The sequence below is a fragment of the Streptomyces mangrovisoli genome (assembly GCF_000974985.2).
Taxonomy (GTDB): domain Bacteria; phylum Actinomycetota; class Actinomycetes; order Streptomycetales; family Streptomycetaceae; genus Streptomyces; species Streptomyces mangrovisoli.
On sequence record NZ_LAVA02000119.1, the window covers coordinates 37,023 to 54,917 of the forward strand.

General features: G+C 73.1%; 10 protein-coding genes. 6 read left to right on the top strand and 4 right to left on the bottom strand.

All coding sequences use genetic code 11. The annotated features are described in order from the left end of the window. Positions 1-206: 206 nt before the first annotated feature. From WN71_RS36435 to WN71_RS36445, 3 genes are all read left to right on the top strand, one after another. Positions 207-1,226 carry an SMI1/KNR4 family protein gene (locus WN71_RS36435; RefSeq protein ID WP_079178391.1) on the top strand — a complete coding sequence of 340 codons (1,020 nt, stop codon included), beginning with the start codon at positions 207-209 and terminating at the stop codon, positions 1,224-1,226. Positions 1,227-1,233: 7 nt separating this feature from the next. Then, entirely contained in the window at positions 1,234-4,221 is a 2,988-nt protein-coding gene (locus tag WN71_RS36440) for an SUKH-4 family immunity protein (protein ID WP_046591744.1), read from the top strand. 258 nt (positions 4,222-4,479) lie between these two features. Beyond that, positions 4,480-5,367, top strand: coding sequence for a coiled-coil domain-containing protein (locus WN71_RS36445; protein WP_046591743.1), 888 nt, complete (start codon positions 4,480-4,482; stop codon positions 5,365-5,367). Positions 5,368-5,450: 83 nt separating this feature from the next. Here WN71_RS36445 and WN71_RS36450 read toward each other — a convergent pair whose 3' ends face one another. The 4 genes from WN71_RS36450 to WN71_RS36465 all read right to left on the bottom strand — a co-directional run bounded on the left by WN71_RS36450 (position 5,451) and on the right by WN71_RS36465 (position 10,068). Next, positions 5,451-7,061: a sodium/solute symporter gene (locus tag WN71_RS36450; RefSeq protein WP_046591742.1), complete on the bottom strand. Its 1,611-nt coding sequence runs from the start codon at positions 7,059-7,061 to the stop codon at positions 5,451-5,453. Then, positions 7,058-7,567 (bottom strand): DUF485 domain-containing protein, encoded by a 510-nt coding sequence (locus tag WN71_RS36455; RefSeq protein ID WP_071369926.1) that lies wholly within the window; start codon positions 7,565-7,567, stop codon positions 7,058-7,060. Before WN71_RS36455 ends, WN71_RS36450 begins: the two co-directional genes overlap by 4 nt. Before the next feature lie 302 nt (positions 7,568-7,869). Beyond that, a complete protein-coding gene (locus WN71_RS36460) occupies positions 7,870-8,469 on the bottom strand; it encodes a hypothetical protein (RefSeq protein ID WP_052743149.1) in 600 nt (199 codons plus the stop codon). 81 nt (positions 8,470-8,550) lie between these two features. Then, positions 8,551-10,068 carry an MFS transporter gene (locus WN71_RS36465; protein ID WP_046589871.1) on the bottom strand — a complete coding sequence of 506 codons (1,518 nt, stop codon included), beginning with the start codon at positions 10,066-10,068 and terminating at the stop codon, positions 8,551-8,553. A gap of 430 nt (positions 10,069-10,498) precedes the next feature. On the opposite strand from WN71_RS36465, the gene WN71_RS36470 reads away from it, so the two are divergent. From WN71_RS36470 to mfd, 3 genes are all read left to right on the top strand, one after another. Further along, the gene (locus WN71_RS36470; RefSeq protein ID WP_046589873.1) at positions 10,499-11,287 is read left to right on the top strand and encodes an ABC transporter ATP-binding protein; all 789 of its coding nucleotides are present in this window, start codon (positions 10,499-10,501) and stop codon (positions 11,285-11,287) included. After that, positions 11,284-13,863, top strand: a complete 2,580-nt coding sequence (locus WN71_RS36475; RefSeq protein ID WP_046589875.1) for an ABC transporter permease — start codon at positions 11,284-11,286, stop codon at positions 13,861-13,863. The genes WN71_RS36470 and WN71_RS36475 overlap by 4 nt, the downstream gene beginning before the upstream one ends. A gap of 367 nt (positions 13,864-14,230) precedes the next feature. After that, positions 14,231-17,788, top strand: a complete 3,558-nt coding sequence (mfd, locus tag WN71_RS36480; protein ID WP_046589877.1) for a transcription-repair coupling factor — start codon at positions 14,231-14,233, stop codon at positions 17,786-17,788. The last annotated feature ends 107 nt before the right edge of the window (positions 17,789-17,895 follow it).

Sequence of the window (17,895 nt, forward strand, 5' to 3'; positions counted from 1 at the left end):
GTCCCGACGGCCCGTCACGAGGGGGTGACGGCTGGTCACGCAAGTGGAGGGCCGGTGACCCGTGTCGCCGTACCGCATAGGCTGTCGGCACCGCGATCCATGCGGTCAACGCGTTGGAGACAGTCGATACGGCCCGAACTACGCCAGAGGTGGTCATCGCGGATGGCGCACACGGTCCGTACAGAGTGCCGCAGGGGGCAACCGTCATGACGTCAGGTCGGCTCGGGCTGGGAACGCCTCCCGGCGGCCAGGCCGGGGGGCAAGCCGCGCCGCCGAACGCGGCGTACTCGGGGCAGGTCGTGCACTTCCCGGACCCGGTCCGGGCGGCCAGGCATCCCAGGGGGGTGCGGGTCGACGAGCGCGGGTATCCCGATTTCTCGCCGTACGCGCGTGCGGCGGCGGAGATCGCGGAGCCGCCGGAGGGTTTCGGGGTCGACGAGCTGCGGCTGACGGACTACGTGTCGGCGAACGCGGCGCTCGCGGCGGCCGGTCACGAGTTGTGGGACACGATCGCGAGTGTGGCGACGCCGCACGGCTGGACGTGGCATCACGTGGTCGGTTCGCGGCGTCTGGAGCTGGTGCCGGTCGAGGTGAAGGCGTTGCTGCGGCATCACGGTGGCATCGCGTCCGCGAACGTCGATCAGGCCAAGCGGGGGACCCGGCCGCTGCAGGAGACGCGGCCGGCGCACTTCGGGCTGCCGAAGTCGGCGGTGGCGGTGACCGAGCAGCAGATTCTGGGGGTCGAGGAGGATCTCGGCTACCGGCTGCCGGGTGCCTACCGTTCCTTCCTGAAGGCCGCCGGTGGTTGCGCGCCCGTCGGGACGGCGTTGTACGCGGAGTTGGGGCTGTTGCTGGACCAGCCGTTCTTCACGGTGCGTGAGGAGGCGGCGGTCAACGACCTCGTCTATGTCAACAAGTGTCTGCGCGACCATCTGACCAAGGACTATCTGGGCATCGGTTTCGTGCAGGGCGGTCTGCTCGCGGTGAAGGTGCGGGGCGAGGGCGCCGGTTCGGTGTGGTTCTGTGCCTATGACGACGTGCGGGACGCGGATCCGGCGTTGCCGCAGGCGGAGCGCGTGGCGCGGCTGTTGTTGCCGTGCGGCGAGGACTTCGACGTCTTTCTGTCCCGGCTGGCCGGTTCTCCGCCGGAGTTGGAGACGGTGGCGAATCTGATGGTGGACGGCGGCTTCGCCCGGTCCGTCCCGGTCACCGCGGTGGGGGAGTGAGCTGAGCATGGTGACGTTCGCGCAGGCGCAGGAGCGCGCCGAGGAGTGGATCAACGGTGACGTGCCCTCGTACCAGCACCGTGAGGTGCGGGTGCGGGAGTTCGATCTGGGTTTCGTCGTGTGGGCCGAGGACCGGGCGGACGGGCCGCGGTCGGACGGGGGCGGTCAGCGGCTGGTGATCGCGCGGGACAGCGGTGAGGCGACGCTGTGGCCCGCGCTGCCGGTGGGTGAGGTGATCCGCCGGTACGAGGAGGAGTACGGCCGTCCCGACGATGTCGACGACGCGGTGGCCGCGCCGGCGCCGGTGCGGGTGGATCTGAATCAGACGTCCTTCCTGTTGTCGCCGCCGGAGTGGTTGCAGGAGGCGGCGGACAAGCTGGGTATTCCGGATCGGCGGGGCGGGGAGCGTACGTCGGGGGGTTCGGCGGGTGTGTCCGCCGGGGCTTCCGCCGGGGGTTCCGGGGCTGCTGGGGCTTCGGGGTCTTCCGCGGCTTCCGCGGGGGGTGCTTCCGGGGCCGGTGTTTCCGACGGGGCCGTGGTGCAGGGCGGGTCGGGGGCCGGTGAGCCGGCAGCCGGCGGGCTTGCGGCCGGCGGGCTCGCGGAGACGCGGGCGGGGGTGCCGTTCGGGGCCGAGGAGATCGCGGACGCGGTGCCGGCCGGTGTGCCGTCGCCGGGGTCGCCCGGGAGCGGCACGGCGTGGCCGCCCGCCGCGGCGGGGGTTCCGGAGGGGGCGACTCCGTGGACGGGTACGGACACCAGCGGGGACGCGGGTGACGACCGTTCGGTGCCGCTGCCCGCGACCGTGTTCGCGCCGCCGCTGAGCGACGCGGGCGACGGTCCCTCCGACGCGTTGTCGGACGCCAAGACGGCGCTGATCTCGGGCGGGAGCCAGCTGCCGCCGACGGCGTTCGCGCCGGCGCTCGACGACTCGCGCACGCCGGGCGTGCAGGGTGCGCCCGGGGCGCACGGCGTCCCGAACGCGCCTGGGGCGCAGGGTGTGCCTGGCGCGCCGGGCGTGCAGGGTGGTGCGCCGGGGGCGCCCGGAGTTCCGGGTGCGCCGGGTGGTCCTGGCATGCCCGGTGGTCCTGGTACGCCGCCGCACGGCGCGTACCAGAGCAGCACGCCCCCTCCCGCGCCGTCAGCGCCGCAGGGGCACACGCCCCCGCCCCCGCCGCCGTACGGCTACCCGCCGGCGCCCGGCCCGCAGCAGGCGCCGTCCTACGGCTACCCGCACGCCCCGGGCGACCCCGGTACGCCGGGCGCGCCGGGCGGTCCTTCCGCCGAGCGCCGGCTGTCGCCGCACGCCGAGGACATCGCCGACGCCGCGACGAGCAAGGCCCCGCCGCCTCCGCGCGCGCGGCGCGGTGGTGCGGGCGCGCCGCCCCCGCCGCCTCCGCCGGTGCCCGGCGTGCCCGGCGCGCCCCAGGGGAGTGCGCCCCCGGCGCCTCCCGTACCGGGTGCGCCCGCGGGGGGCTATGTGCCGACCCAGATGGTGTCGTCGCTCGGTCCCGACGGGCCGCTTGTGCAGGGTGGCCCCGGCGCGCCGCAGCCTCCGCACGCCCCCGGGATGCCGGGTGCGCCCGGTGTGCCGAACCCGCCCGGCGGCGCGGGCAACGACCACTACGCCGCCACGATGCTCGCGAACCCGGGCCCGGTGGGACCGCCCGGCGCGCCGCAGCCTCCGGGCGCCCCCGGAGTGCCGGGTGCGCCGGGGGCGCCCATGGCTCCGGGCGCGCCCCTGCCGCCCGGGATGCCGGGCGCGCAAGGTCCCGCGGGCGGCGCGCCGGGCGCCGTGCACCACGCGGAGACCATGCTGGCCGGGCCCCCGGTGGGCGCCCCCGGCGCGTTCCCGCAGGCCCCGAACATGCCCGGAGCGCCTGGTGCGCCCGTGTATCCGGGTGCTCCCCAGCCCGCGCCGCCCGGCCCGGTGCCGATGGGGGCCGTGCCTCCGGGTGCGATGCCGCCGCCCGGGCAGCAGATGCCCGGTGCGCCGTCGGCGTACGGCTATCCGCAGCCGGGGCAGCCGACCGTCGGCCCGGGGTATCAGGCCGTGCTGCGCTACCGCGCGCAGGACGGTTCGGAGCAGCAGCTGATCCGGCGCTCGGCGCCGGGCACGCCGCACCCGGAGTGGCAGATCTTCCACGAGCTGCGCGGCATGAACGTGCCGCCGGACCAGGTGCTGGAGCTGCACACTGAGCTGGAGTCGTGCGCGCTGCCGGGCGCGTACTGCGCGCGGATGATCCGTGAGCAGTGGCCCCAGGCGCGCATCGCGAGCATCGCGCCGTACGGCACGGACCACGCGAGCCGGCAGCAGGGGATGCAGCAGCTGCTGGCCCACCAGGGCGAGTTGCACCAGGTCGCGGACGGCCCGGCCCGGCAGGCGCCGGTGCGCGCGCCGCTGCAGCCGGTGCACCCCGCCCCGCCGATCCCCCCGGAGGGCATCGCGCAGGAGCTGGCGGCGGCGTTCGGGCCGGGCGTGTTCCGGTTCGAGCAGGCGGCGGTGTCCCGGCAGGGCGTGCCGCCGGTCGTCGCGCACATCCTGGTCGCGGCGGGTCTGCCGGTGGACATGGGGCCGTTCTTCTGGGCGCAGGCCCAGCCCGGCCGCCCGGTGCCGACGCTGGCGGAGCTGGCGCAGGAACGCGGGGTGCAGCCGTCCGCGGACGCGGGCTCCTACCTCGTCATGGGCACCGACTTCGGCAAGGCGCTCTGCGTGCAGTACGGCACGGCGAACATCGTCGCGGTGCCGGTGGAGGCGGGGCCGGGCGGTGCCGCGGTGCCGCCGCAGTTCGTCAACACCGGGCTGCCCGAGTTCGCCCGCTGCCTGGCGCTGCTGGGCCGGATGTGGCGGCTGCGCTACGGCCTGAACCAGGAGCAGGCCGGCCGCTGGACGGTGGACTTCCAGGCGCAGCTCGCCGCCCTCGACCCGGCGGCGCTCGGTTCGCCGGAGAGCTGGTGGTCGGTGCTGCTGGAGCAGATGTGGGACGGCCTGCTGTGAGCCGTCCCTGACGGCTCCTCGCGGCGGCCGTGCCCGACCGCCGCCGACATGTGCGACGAGGGCCGCGTCCGGTCACCCGACCGGGCGCGGCCCTTTCGTATGCCCGCTCGCGCGCCTGAACGGCCGCGTGGGCCGTGACCTTCCTGCGGAGTGTCGCGTCATGAACACTTACGTCCTATCCATCAAGATGTGCGCGAGATCATCCTATGCATCATCATTTCGTGCTTTTCGCGTCTTTCGATGGAGAGGGGTCCCAGGATGAGTGGCGCACCGGTGTCTCCGTACGGCTTCCGCGTGGTGCGTGGGCGCGGTTACCACCCCGGCCGGGTGGACGCGTTCGCCGCGGCGCTCTGCGAGGACCGCGACGCCGCCTGGGAGCGGGCCGCGCGGCTGACCGTGCTGGCCAAGGAGATGGAGGCCGAGGCGGACCGGCTGCGCGCGGCCGTCGCGCGGCTCGCGCCGCAGTCGTACGACACCCTCGGTGAGCGCGCGCAGCGGTTCTTCGGCCTCTGTCAGGAGGAGGCGCAGGCGCTCGAGGAGGGCGCGCGGCAGCAGGCGCAGCGCTGTGTGGAGGGGGCGCGTGAGCGTGCGGAGAGCGTGCGGAGTGCCGCGCAGGCGCACGCGGACGGCGTGCGCGCCGAGGCGGAGGAGCGCGCCCGGCAGCGCCTGCTCGCGGCGCGCGCCGAGGCCGACGAGGTGCGCGTCAGCGCCCGGCGCGCGGTGAAGGAAGGGCGCGGGGAGGCCTTGGCCGCGCTCCGTGAAGTGCGCCTGCGCACCGGTGCGATGCTCGACGAGCAGCAGAACGAGCACGCGCGGCGGTGGGCGGAGGCGGAGCGTGAGGCCGCCGAGCGCGCCGCCGCCCTGGAGGCGCACCACACCGAGCGCGCGGCGCGCGCCGAGGCCGCCCTCGCCGACGCCGGGCGCGCCCTGGCCGAGGCGGAGACGTCGGGCCGCCGTCGTCAGGAGGAGGCTCGCGCGCGTGCCGCGGAGATCCTCGCGGACGCCCGGCTGCGCCAGGACCGCATCGCCCGGGAGACCGAGCGGGTGCTGCGCGAGCACGGCGAGACCTGGGACGTCGTACGCGCGCAGATGGACGACGTACGCGACGACCTGTCTGCTCTCACCGGCGGCGCGGTCGTCGAGTGACCCCCGGCGGCGCTGCCGTCGAGTGCCCCCTGGCGGGATCACCCCGCGGCCCCGGACCGGCCGGTGGGTGACCCGGCCGGCTGTCATCCGCCCCTGTGCAGGGCCCCCGCGAGGATCCGGCCCTCCACCGCCTCGTACTGGCGGCGCTGTTCGCGGGCCTTGCGGCGGCCGGAGGCCAGGGTCCCGAGCCAGCCGCAGGCGAAGCCGAACGGGATGGAGACGATGCCGGTCGTGGTGAACGGGAACCAGTTGAAGTCGGCGTGCGGGAAGGCCGCGGCCGCGGAGCCGGAGACCAGTTTCGTGCCCGGCATCAGCGCCAGCACCGCGAGCGTGCCGCCGATGAGCGTGCACATGAGGCCCGCCCGGGTGTAGCGGCGCCAGAAGAGGCCGTAGACGAGTGCCGGGGCGAGGGCGGAGGCGCCCAGGCAGAAGGACAGGGTGATCAGCGGCTGGAGGCTGCGGTGCTGCACCAGGGTGGCCAGCAGGATCGCGGGTGCGCCCACCGCCAGGGAGGACAGCCGGGCGACGGTCATCTCGCGGCGCGGGGTCATGGGCGTGGCGCGGGCCGTGAAGACGTCGTGGGCGAGGGAGTTGGCGCAGGCGAGGATCATGCCGGCGACCGAGGCGAGCAGGGTCAGGAAGATGGCGGTGGTGACGGTGGTGAAGAGGAAGGTCTCGCCGGCCGACACGTCGGTGCCGAACGCGGCCCGTGAGCCCAGAAGGTAGGCGGTGTTGCCCTGCGGGTCGGCCCGCGCGATCGCCGCCCGTCCGATCAGCGCCGTGGCGCCGAACCCGATCACGGTGATGACCAGTACGAACAGGGCGACGCAGGACACCGCCCAGGACATCGAGCGGCGGACCTGGCGGGCGTGCGAGGCCGTGTACATGCGCATGGTGACGTGCGGCAGGCAGGCGCCGCCGAGGACCACCGTCAGCTCCGAGCTGATCATGTCCAGCCGGGACCAGGGGCCGCCGCCGAACTGGAGCCCCGAGTGCAGGAACGCGGACCCCGCTCCGCTGCGGCCGGCCGCGGCGGCGAAGAGGGCGCCCGGGTTCCAGTCGTAGCGCCGGAGGATCAGGGCCGCGACGACCGCGCCCGACCCGAGCAGCATCACGATCTTCAGGATCTGGATGACGGCGGTGCCCTTCATGCCGCCGATCGCCGCGTACCCGATCATGAGGGTGCCGAGGCCGACGATGCAGCCCGTCTCCAGCGAGTCGCCGGAGAAGCCGAGGATGAAGCCCATCAGCTGCCCGGTGCCCGCGAGTTGCACCAGCATCAGCGGGAGCAGCGCCGCGATGGTCACGACGCTCGTGGTGACGCGTACGCAACGGCCGGGCATACGGCGGGCCAGTACGTCCCCCATCGTGAACCGGCCCGCGTTGCGCAGGGGTTCGGCCAGCAGGAACATCAGCAGCATCAGCGACAGCGCGGTGCTCAGCGCCAGGACGATGCCGTCGTAGCCGCACAGGGCGACGACGCCGCTGGTGGCGAGGACAGTGGCGGCGGAGATGTAGTCGCCCGCGATGGCCAGGCCGTTGCGCAGCGGGGAAAGGGAGCCGAAGCCGGTGTAGTACGCGTCGAGGTCGTCGCGGTCGGGCCCGGTCAGTACGCACAGCAGCAGCGTGACGGTGGCCACGGCGCAGAACGCGATCAGGGACATGGCCTGCGCCGACCCGCTGAAGGCGGTCATCGGGCGGCCCGCCGTTTCGCGTCGACCTCGGACTGTCTGCGGATGCGGTCCGCGAGCGGGTCGACGCGGCGGCGCGCGGTGCGTTCGTAGCGGGCGATCGCCAGGCAGGTGACGGGGACCTGGAGCAGGGCGAGCAGCAGGCCGGTGGGCAGGCCGTCGGTGACCTCGCCGGTCATCAGGTCCGGCGCGAACGCGGACAGGACCAGGAACAGCGTGAAGTAGCCGAGCGCGGCGAGGGTGGCCGTGCGGCGCTGGCGGCGGTAGGCGCGGCGCAGGATCCGCAGGTCGCTGTGGTTGCCGAGGGGTGCCGGGCGGGGCTGCCGCCGTCGTTCCGGCCGCGGCGGCGGGGCCTGCGGGCGCCAGGGGTAGGTCAGTGTCTCGGGGACCGCCTCGGGTCGCGGCGGATACGGCGGTGGCGGGTACGGCGGTGGCGAGTGCGGGTTCGGCGGGTTCGGCGGTGGCGGGTACGGGTTCGTCGCGTATGGCGGTGACGCGTCGTGGTGCATCCCGGTGCTCCTTGCGTGGCTCGGGTCCGGTGCGGACCGCAAGGGAGTTTGGGGGGGGTGTGCGAGCACGCAGGCTACTCGCAGGTATCCGGAATGCGCCGGGATTTCCCCAAACTGGCCGGTCGGTACGCGCTTACCGCGGCATTCCGGCACCGATCCGGACGGTTACCGCGATTAACTCGGACCTTTCGGGGGCCGGTCGGGGAGGTGCCGTACCGGGGTGGCGTGGTGAAGGGGCGCCGACGGCCGCCCCGCGGCGGCGAGTTCGGGGGTGCCGGGGCGCCGGTCCCGGTCACGCGGTGTCAGCAGCGCTGCTCCGCCTTCTGCTTCAGCTCGACGAGCTGGACCCGCGCGTGGTCGAGGTCGCCGCGCCGCACGGTGTTCCGCGCGAACAGGAAGACGTACATCAGCTTGGGCCGGTGCGGGACCTGGGTCCACACCGTGCCGATCAGCTCCAGCGACTCCTGGAGCGAATCGCCGTCGTCCAGCGCGCTCTTCGGGTAGGCCGCGCGCACCTGGGCGAAGGTCGAGCCCGCGCCGATGCCCTCCGGGGTGTGCACGTTGTCCGCGGTGAGATAGGTGATGCCGAGCTTGCCGGACCAGCCGACGGTGATGCCGTTCGTGCCGGTGTCCGACATGCACGAGCCCACCGACTCCTCGCGGCGCTTCCACTCGCCCGTCGCCTCGGCCTGGTCGAGGGTCATCCCCACCCTCAGCTTCGAGAGTCCGTCGGGTCCGAGCACGCGCGGGGGCGGTGTGCTGTGCACGACGCTGATGCCGGGCAGGCTCCCGCCGGCGTCGTCCCCCGAGCCGATCGCGGGCGCGCAGCCCGCGAGCAGGACGGCGGCCGCGGCACCGGCCGTGGCGGTGAGGACGCGGGTGCGGGCGGCGTGTGCGTTCATGTGTTCCCCCTGTGAGACCGCTGGGATCCTAGGGGAGCCGGAGGAGGCGCGGTGGGGGATTTCCGGGCGACGGGCCGCTGATCAGTCCGTCAGCACCGGAAACCGCCGGGGTGCCACGAACAGCAGCACCAGGAAGGCGACCACGGCCGCGCAGGACGCCCCCAGGTACACCGCGTGCACGGCGTCCGCGACGGCGTGCCGGGTCGCCTCGGGCACGGTGCCCGCGTCGAGCGCGCGCGTGACGGAGTCCAGGTCGCTCGCCCCGCCCAGCCGCGCGGCCAGCACGCTGTTGGCGACGGCGCCGAAGACGGCCGCGCCGAGGGTCTGTCCGGTCTGCCGGCAGAACAGCACGGAGGCGGTGGTGGTGCCGCGTTCCGACCAGCCGACGGTCGACTGGACGCCGACGATGAGCGGCAGCTGGAACAGGCCGAGCGCCGCGCCCAGGAGCAGCATCAGCAGCATCGGCTGCCAGGCCTGCCCCGGATACGGCAGCAGCGGGAACGCGGACAGGATCAGCGCGGCCGCGCCGATGCCGGTCAGGGCGGTGTTGCGGAAGCCGATGCGGCGGTAGACGTGCTGGCTCAGGGCCGCCGCGATCGGCCAGGTCAGCGTCCACACCGAGAGCACGAACCCGGCGGCCACGGGCGCGAGTCCGAGGACGGACTGGGCGTAAGTGGGCAGGAAGACGGTCGGCGCCACCATCAGCAGGCCCAGCGCGCCGAGGGCGAGGTTGACCGCGGCGATGGTGCGTCGCCGCCAGACCCAGCCGGGGATGATCGGCTCCGCCGCCCGCCGCTCCACGAACACCACCACGCCCACCAGCGCGAACCCGGCCGCGAACAGGGCGAGCGACGGCGCGGACAGCCACGGCCAGGCCACCCCGCCCTGCACGAGCGCGGTGAGCAGCACGCCGCCGGCCGCGAACACGGCGAGCGCGCCCGCCCAGTCGATCCGGGCCCGGGTGCCGTTCTCGTGGCGGCGCGGCTCGTGGCGGCGCGGCTCGTGGAGGTGGCGCACGATCAGCCAGAGGGCGACCGTGCCGATGGGCAGGTTGACGAGGAAGATCCAGCGCCAGTCGGCGTACGCGGCGAGGACCCCGCCGATGCCCGGACCGGCGATCGCGGAGACCGCCCACACCGTGGACAGCTTCGACTGGATCTTCGGGCGTTCCTTCAGCGGGTACAGGTCGGCGGCCAGGGTCTGCACGGTGCCCTGGAGGGCGCCGCCGCCGAGCCCCTGCACCACGCGGAAGGCGATCAGCGCGGTCATGCTCCACGCGCCCGCGCACAGCAGCGACCCGAGCAGGAACACGATCGCGCCCGCGACCAGCACCGGCTTGCGGCCGAAGGTGTCGGAGAGCTTGCCGTAGACCGGCAGGGTGACGGTGACGGCGAGGAGATAGCCGGAGAACAGCCAGGAGAAGGTCGAGAAGCCGCCGAGGTCGCCGACGATCTGCGGGACGGCCGTGGAGACCACGGTGGAGTCCAGCGCGGACAGCGCCATCGCCAGCATCAGGGCGGCGACGACCGCGCCGCGCCGCTCGGTTCCCAGGGCCCTGGTGCCGGCCTCGTCTCGTGTCGCCGGACTCGTACCGCCCACCGTCGTCCCCTCCCCGTGCCCCCTGCATCCATCTGCCGCGGACAGCTTCCCACTTGACCGTGACGCGACGGGAGGGTGGAGGCTCGTCCGGTCGCCGGGTGGACACGACCCCGAGAAGGACTCCACCCGACGGTGGACAGCCCCTAGGGGTTGCTCCGTACCAGGGCCGGGGGAGGGTTCGTCCCGGCGGAGGACGAGCCGCGGCGATCGCTTCCTTAACCTGGCTTTATGCCGCTGGGGGGCGGTTCACCGAACCGCCGGGGGTGGGGTTTTCCCCCGGGAAAGACGGGGCTTCGCACCAGCGCGCCGGACCCCTTCGCACCGACAGACTCGATGACGAAGCGGTTCGCACGGCACCACCGCACACCCACCGGAACGCACGCCGGCGGACCACTTCATCCCACACGATGACCGACATAGGAGATACACCGTGACTTCGGCTGTGACCATTCCCAGGCACGGGGGCACTGGAGGGCGTACGGCCGTCGCCGCGCGGGCGCGGCAGGTCGTCAAGGCATACGGCTCCGGCGAGACCCGCGTCGTCGCCCTCGACCACGTCGACGTGGACATCGCCCGCGGCCAGTTCACCGCGATCATGGGCCCCTCGGGGTCCGGCAAGTCCACCCTGATGCACTGCCTCGCCGGCCTCGACACGGTGTCCTCCGGGCAGATCTACCTGGACGAGACCGAGATCACCGGCCTCAAGGACAAGAAGCTCACGCAGCTGCGCCGGGACCGGATCGGCTTCATCTTCCAGGCGTTCAACCTGCTGCCGACGCTGAACGCGATCGAGAACATCACGCTGCCCATGGACATCGCCGGGCGCAAGCCCGACCGCGAGTGGATGGACCGCGTGGTCACGACCGTGGGCCTCGCCGACCGGCTCAGGCACCGCCCGACGCAGCTGTCCGGCGGTCAGCAGCAGCGCGTCGCCGTGGCCCGCGCGCTGGCGGCCCGGCCGGAGATCATCTTCGGTGACGAGCCGACCGGCAACCTCGACTCGCGGGCCGGCGCCGAGGTGCTGGGCTTCCTGCGGCGCTCGGTCGACGAGCTCGGCCAGACCATCGTGATGGTCACCCACGACCCGGTCGCCGCGTCGTACGCGGACCGAGTGCTCTACCTCGCCGACGGCCGGATCGTCGACGAGATGCAGCAGCCGACCGCCGAGCAGGTCCTCGACCGCATGAAGGACTTCGACGCCCGGGGGCGTACGTCATGACCGTCCTGAAGACCTCGCTGCGCAACTTCCTCGCGCACAAGGGACGCATGGCCCTGTCCGCGATCGCGGTGCTGCTGTCGGTGGCGTTCGTGTGCGGCACGCTGGTGTTCACCGACACCATGAACACCACCTTCGACAAGCTGTTCGCGGCCACCTCCTCGGACGTGACGGTGAGCGCGAAGAGCGCCTCCGACACCGGTGAGACCACGTCCGACAACGGCCGCCCGCCGGTCATGCCGGCCTCGGTGGTCGCCACCGTGCGCGGCGCCGACGGTGTCGCCCGGGCGGAGGGGACGGTGTTCTCCACCTCGGTGACCGTCGTCGACTCGCAGAAGGACAACCTCTCGCCGAAGTCCGGCGCGCCGACCATCGTCGGCAGCTGGAACGGCAACGACGCCCGCACCATGAAGATCACCTCTGGTACGGCGCCGCACGGCTCCTCCCAGGTGATGGTCGACGCCGACACCGCCGACAAGCACCACCTGAAGCTCGGCGACGAGATCGACGTGATCAGCGCGGTCGGCACGCACACCGCGCGGATCTCCGGCATCGCCACCTTCACCGTCACCAACCCCGGCGCTGCGATCTTCTACCTGGACACCCGGACCGCCCAGGAGACCCTGGTCGGCCGGACCGGCGTGTACACGAACGTCAACGTCACCGCCGCCAAGGGCGTCACCGACCCGCAGTTGAAGCGGAACGTGAGCGCGGCCATCGGCGGCACCTACAAGGTGCAGACCGCCAAGGAGACCGCCGACGCCAACCAGAAGGACGTCGAGGGCTTCCTGAACGTCATGAAGTACGCGATGCTCGGCTTCGCCGGGGTCGCCTTCCTCGTCGGCATCTTCCTGATCATCAACACCTTCTCGATGCTGGTCGCCCAGCGCACCCGCGAGATCGGCCTGATGCGGGCCATCGGCTCCTCGCGCAAGCAGGTCAACCGCTCGGTGCTCACCGAGGCGCTGCTGCTCGGCGTCACCGGATCGATCCTCGGGGTCGGCGCGGGCGTCGGCATCGCGGTCGGCCTGATGAAGCTCATGGGCCAGATGGGCATGCACCTGTCGACGGACGATCTGACGGTCGCCTGGACCACCCCGGTGGTCGGCCTGGTCCTGGGCGTCGTCGTCACGATCCTGGCGGCCTACCTGCCGGCCCGCCGCGCGGGGAAGATCTCCCCGATGGCCGCCCTGCGCGACGCGGGCGCCCCGGCGGACGCCAGGGCCGGCCGCATCCGGGCGGCGGTGGGCCTGCTGCTGACGGCGGGCGGCGGCTTCGCGCTCTACCTCGCCTCCGCCGCGGCCAAGGCGACGGGCGGCTCGCTCTGGCTGGGTCTCGGCGTGGTGCTGTCCCTGCTCGGCTTCGTGGTCGTCGGACCGCTGCTCGCCGGCGGCGTGGTCCGCGTCCTCGGCACCGTCGTCCTGCGGGTCTTCGGCCCGGTCGGCCGCATGGCGGAGCGCAACGCGCTGCGCAACCCGCGCCGCACCGGCGCCACGGGTGCCGCCCTGATGATCGGCCTGGCGCTGGTCGCCTGCCTGTCCGTGGTCGGCTCCTCCATGGTCGCCTCCGCGACCGACCAGCTCGACAAGACCGTCGGCACGGACTTCATCATCCAGAACGACGGCGGCCAGCCCCTGGTCCCGCAGGCGGTCAAGGCCGTCAAGGACACCCCGGGCCTGAAGCGGGTCACCGAGTACAAGTCGACCACGGCCGACTACACGACCCCCGACGGCAAGACGCTCAAGGACACCGACATCACGGCGGCCGACCCGACGTACGCGATCGACCTGCGCACGAAGACCGTCGCCGGCCGGCTGAAGGACGCCTACCTGCCGAACTCGATGTCGGTTCACGACAAGTTCGCCAAGGCCCACGACATCCACCTCGGGTCGAAGATCAAGGTCGCGTTCAAGGACGGCGGCACGGCCGAGCTGACCGTGCGGGCGATCACCAGCAGCGACGGCCTGATCGACCAGGGCGCCAAGTACACGTCCATCGCGACGCTGGCCAGGTACGTGCCGGCCGACAAGATGCCGCTCGACGAGCTGGTCTTCGCCAGCGCCAAGGACGGGCAGCAGGACACCGCGTACAAGGCGCTGAAGTCGGCGCTGCACGACTACCCGCAGTACACCGTGCGCGACCAGACCGACTACAAGCAGGCGCTGAAGGACCAGATCGGCCAGCTGCTCAACATGATCTACGGCCTGCTGGCGCTCGCGATCATCGTCGCGATCCTGGGCGTGGTGAACACCCTGGCCCTCTCGGTGGTCGAGCGGACCCGTGAGATCGGCCTGATGCGGGCGATCGGCCTCTCCCGCCGCCAGCTGCGCCGCATGATCCGCCTGGAGTCGGTGGTGATCGCCCTGTTCGGCGCGCTGCTCGGCCTCGGCCTCGGCATGGCCTGGGGCGCCACCGCGCAGCAGCTGCTCGCCCTGGAGGGCCTGAAGGTCCTGGAGATCCCCTGGTCGACGATCGTCTCGGTGTTCATCGGCTCGGCGTTCGTCGGACTGTTCGCGGCACTCGTGCCGGCGTTCCGGGCGGGCCGGATGAACGTACTGAACGCGATCGCCACGGAGTAGCCGCGGCGTGATCGCCACGGTGCGGCCGCGGCGCGATCGCCACGGAGGAGCCGCGACGTGATCGCCACGGTGCGGCCGCGGCGCGATCGCCACGATGGAGCCGCGTGAGCGTCACGGAGCGGTCGCGCGGCGGCCGGTGACCACCGCACACGGGGGTTGCGGGGGACGGACCCGGTGCCGGGGAGCTTGGGGGCTCCTCGGCACCGGGTTCTTTTTCGCGTGTGAGCCCCTCGTGTGCGCGGCGCGGGCGGCGTTGTCCACAGGCTCCGGCGCGCCCCCGCACGGCGACGTAGGCTGGGAAACCCCCGGCCCGCCCGTCGCGTCGGGTGATTCGCGTTGCCCACCCCCTGGACGGAAAGCCTCCTCCATGAGCCTGCACGGTCTGCTCGACGCCGTCGTCAAGGACACCGCCCTCGCGGAAGCGATCAAGGCGGCCGCTGACGGCAACCGTATGCACGTCGACCTGGTCGGGCCGCCCGCGGCCCGCCCCTTCGCGGTCGCCGCGCTGGCCCGCGAGGCCGGACGCCCCGTGCTGGCGGTGACCGCGACGGGCCGGGAGGCCGAGGACCTCGCGGCGGCCCTGCGCACGCTGCTGCCGCCCGAGACGGTCGTGGACTACCCCTCCTGGGAGACCCTCCCGCACGAGCGCCTCAGCCCCCGCAGCGACACCGTCGGACGCCGTCTCGCCGTGCTGCGCCGCCTTGCCCACCCGCGCCCCGACGACCCCGAGACCGGGCCGGTCTCCGTCGTCGTCGCGCCCGTGCGCTCCGTGCTCCAGCCGCAGGTCAAGGGGCTCGGCGACCTGGAGCCGGTGGCGCTGCGCACCGGCACGAACGCCGACCTCGGCGCCGTCGTGGAAGCGCTCGCCGCGGCGGCGTACGCCCGCGTCGAACTGGTCGAGAAGCGCGGCGAGTTCGCCGTCCGCGGCGGCATCCTCGACGTCTTCCCGCCGACCGAGGAACACCCGCTGCGGGTGGAGTTCTGGGGCGACGACGTCGAGGAGATCCGCTACTTCAAGGTCGCCGACCAGCGCTCCCTTGAGGTCGCCGAGCACGGACTGTGGGCGCCGCCCTGCCGCGAACTGCTGCTCACCGACGACGTCCGCGCCCGCGCGCGGGCCCTCGCCGAGGAGCACCCCGAACTCGGCGAGCTGCTCGGGAAGATCGCCGAGGGCATCGCCGTCGAGGGCATGGAGTCGCTCGCGCCCGTCCTCGTCGACGACATGGAACTGCTCCTCGACGTGCTGCCCAAGGGCGCCATGGCGATCGTGTGCGACCCGGAGCGGGTGCGCACGCGCGCGGCGGACCTGGTGGCGACCTCGCAGGAGTTCCTCCAGGCGTCCTGGGCGGCCACCGCGGGCGGCGGCGACGCCCCGATCGACGTCGGCGCGGCCTCCCTGTGGTCCATCGCGGACGTACGGGGCCGGGCGCGCGAGCTGGACATGATGTGGTGGTCCGTCTCGCCGTTCGCCGCCGACGAGGAACTCGCGCAGACACTGGCCGCCGACGCGGCGGGCGACACCCTCAAGCTCGGCATGCACGCCACCGAGACCTACCGCGGCGACACCGCCAAGGCGCTCGCCGACACCAAGGGCTGGCTCGCCGACGGCTGGCGCACGGTCTACGTCACCGAGGGCCACGGCACCGCCTCCCGCACCGCCGAGGTGCTCGGCACCGAGGGCATCGCCGCCCGCCTCGACATCGACCTCGCCGACCTGGCGCCCTCCGTGGTGCACGTGGCGTGCGGCTCGATCGACTACGGCTTCGTCGACCCGGCGCTGAGACTCGCCGTGCTCACCGAGACCGACCTGTCCGGGCAGAAGGCGGCCGGCCGCGACGGTGCCCGGATGCCCGCCCGCCGCCGCAAGACCATCGACCCGCTCACCCTGGAGCCGGGCGACTACATCGTCCACGAACAGCACGGCGTCGGCCGCTACATCGAGATGGTGCAGCGCACCGTCCAGGGCGCCACCCGCGAGTACCTGGTCGTCGAGTACGCCCCCGCCAAGCGCGGCCAGCCCGGCGACCGGCTCTACATCCCCACCGACCAGCTGGAGCAGATCACCAAGTACGTCGGCGGCGAGGCCCCCACCCTGCACCGCCTCGGCGGCGCCGACTGGACGAAGACCAAGGCGCGCGCCAAGAAGGCCGTCAAGGAGATCGCGGCCGACCTCATCAAGCTCTACAGCGCGCGCATGGCCGCGCCCGGCCACACCTTCGGCGCCGACACCCCCTGGCAGCGCGAGCTGGAGGACGCCTTCCCCTACGCGGAGACCCCCGACCAGCTGACCACCATCGCCGAGGTCAAGGAGGACATGGAGAAGTCGGTCCCCATGGACCGCCTGATCTGCGGCGACGTCGGCTACGGCAAGACGGAGATCGCGGTGCGCGCCGCGTTCAAGGCCGTCCAGGACGGCAAGCAGGTCGCCGTCCTGGTGCCGACGACGCTGCTGGTGCAGCAGCACTTCGGGACGTTCAGCGAGCGGTACGCGCAGTTCCCGGTGAGCGTGAAGGCGCTCTCCCGCTTCCAGACCGACACCGAGGCGAAGGCCGTCCTGGAGGGCCTGCGCGAGGGCTCCGTCGACGTCGTCATCGGCACCCACCGGCTGTTCTCCTCCGAGACCAAGTTCAAGGACCTCGGCCTGGTCATCGTCGACGAGGAGCAGCGCTTCGGCGTCGAGCACAAGGAGCAGCTGAAGAAGCTGCGCGCCAACGTCGACGTCCTGACGATGTCCGCCACGCCCATCCCGCGCACCCTGGAGATGGCGGTCACCGGCATCCGCGAGATGTCCACCATCACCACCCCGCCCGAGGAGCGGCACCCGGTCCTCACCTTCGTCGGGCCGTACGAGGAGAAGCAGATCGGCGCCGCCATCCGCCGCGAACTGCTGCGCGAGGGCCAGGTCTTCTACATCCACAACCGCGTCGAGTCCATCGACCGGGCGGCCGCCCGGCTGCGCGAGATCGTGCCCGAGGCGCGCATCGCCACCGCGCACGGCCAGATGTCGGAGTCCGCGCTGGAACAGGTCGTCGTCGACTTCTGGGAGAAGAAGTCCGACGTGCTGGTCTCCACCACGATCGTGGAGTCCGGCATCGACATCTCCAACGCCAACACCCTCATCGTCGAGCGCGGCGACACCTTCGGCCTCTCCCAGCTGCACCAGCTGCGCGGCCGCGTCGGCCGTGGCCGCGAGCGCGGGTACGCCTACTTCCTGTACCCGCCGGAGAAGCCGCTCACCGAGACCGCGCACGAACGGCTCGCCACCATCGCCCAGCACACCGAGATGGGCGCGGGCATGTACGTGGCGATGAAGGACCTGGAGATCCGCGGCGCGGGCAACCTGCTCGGCGGCGAGCAGTCCGGCCACATCGCGGGCGTCGGCTTCGACCTGTACGTCCGCATGGTCGGCGAGGCGGTGGCCGACTACCGGCGGCAGCTGGAGACCGGCGAGATCGAGGAGGAGCCGCCGCTCGAGGTCAAGATCGAACTGCCCGTCGACGCGCACGTCCCGCACGACTACGCGCCCGGCGAACGGCTGCGGCTGCAGGCGTACCGGTCCATCGCCTCCGCCAACACCGAGGCCGACATCACGGCCGTACGCGAGGAACTCGTCGACCGCTACGGCAAGTTGCCCGAGCCGGTGGAGAACCTGCTGCTGGTCGCGGGCCTGAGGATGCTGGCGCGGGCCTGCGGGGTCGGCGAGATCGTCCTCCAGGGCACCAACATCCGCTTCGCGCCGGTGGAGTTGCGGGAGTCGCAGGAGCTGCGGGTCAAGCGCCTGTACCCGGGCACGGTCATCAAGCCCGCCGCCCACCAGCTGCTGGTGCCCCGCCCGAAGACCGCCAAGGTCGGCGGCAAGCCGCTCGTCGGACGTGAACTCCTCGGCTGGGTGGGGGAGTTCCTCGCGTCGATCCTCGGGTCGTAGGCCCGCGGCGGCCTCGCGGGGCCGCCGCGACGGCCCCGCGAAGCCGCCACGGCCCCGTACAACGTGAGGCCGTCCTCGGGAAGGCGTCGTGCTCCCGTGGACGGCCT

Excerpts from the sequence above, each read along its gene's own strand:
- WN71_RS36435 (WP_079178391.1), top strand. The coding sequence starts at position 207 with ATGACGTCAGGTCGGCTCGGGCTGGGAACGCCTCCCGGCGGCCAGGCC.
- WN71_RS36440 (WP_046591744.1), top strand. The coding sequence starts at position 1,234 with ATGGTGACGTTCGCGCAGGCGCAGGAGCGCGCCGAGGAGTGGATCAAC.
- WN71_RS36445 (WP_046591743.1), top strand. The coding sequence starts at position 4,480 with ATGAGTGGCGCACCGGTGTCTCCGTACGGCTTCCGCGTGGTGCGTGGG.
- WN71_RS36450 (WP_046591742.1), bottom strand. The coding sequence starts at position 7,061 with ATGACCGCCTTCAGCGGGTCGGCGCAGGCCATGTCCCTGATCGCGTTC.
- WN71_RS36455 (WP_071369926.1), bottom strand. The coding sequence starts at position 7,567 with ATGCACCACGACGCGTCACCGCCATACGCGACGAACCCGTACCCGCCA.
- WN71_RS36460 (WP_052743149.1), bottom strand. The coding sequence starts at position 8,469 with ATGAACGCACACGCCGCCCGCACCCGCGTCCTCACCGCCACGGCCGGT.
- WN71_RS36475 (WP_046589875.1), top strand. The coding sequence starts at position 11,284 with ATGACCGTCCTGAAGACCTCGCTGCGCAACTTCCTCGCGCACAAGGGA.
- mfd (WP_046589877.1), top strand. The coding sequence starts at position 14,231 with ATGAGCCTGCACGGTCTGCTCGACGCCGTCGTCAAGGACACCGCCCTC.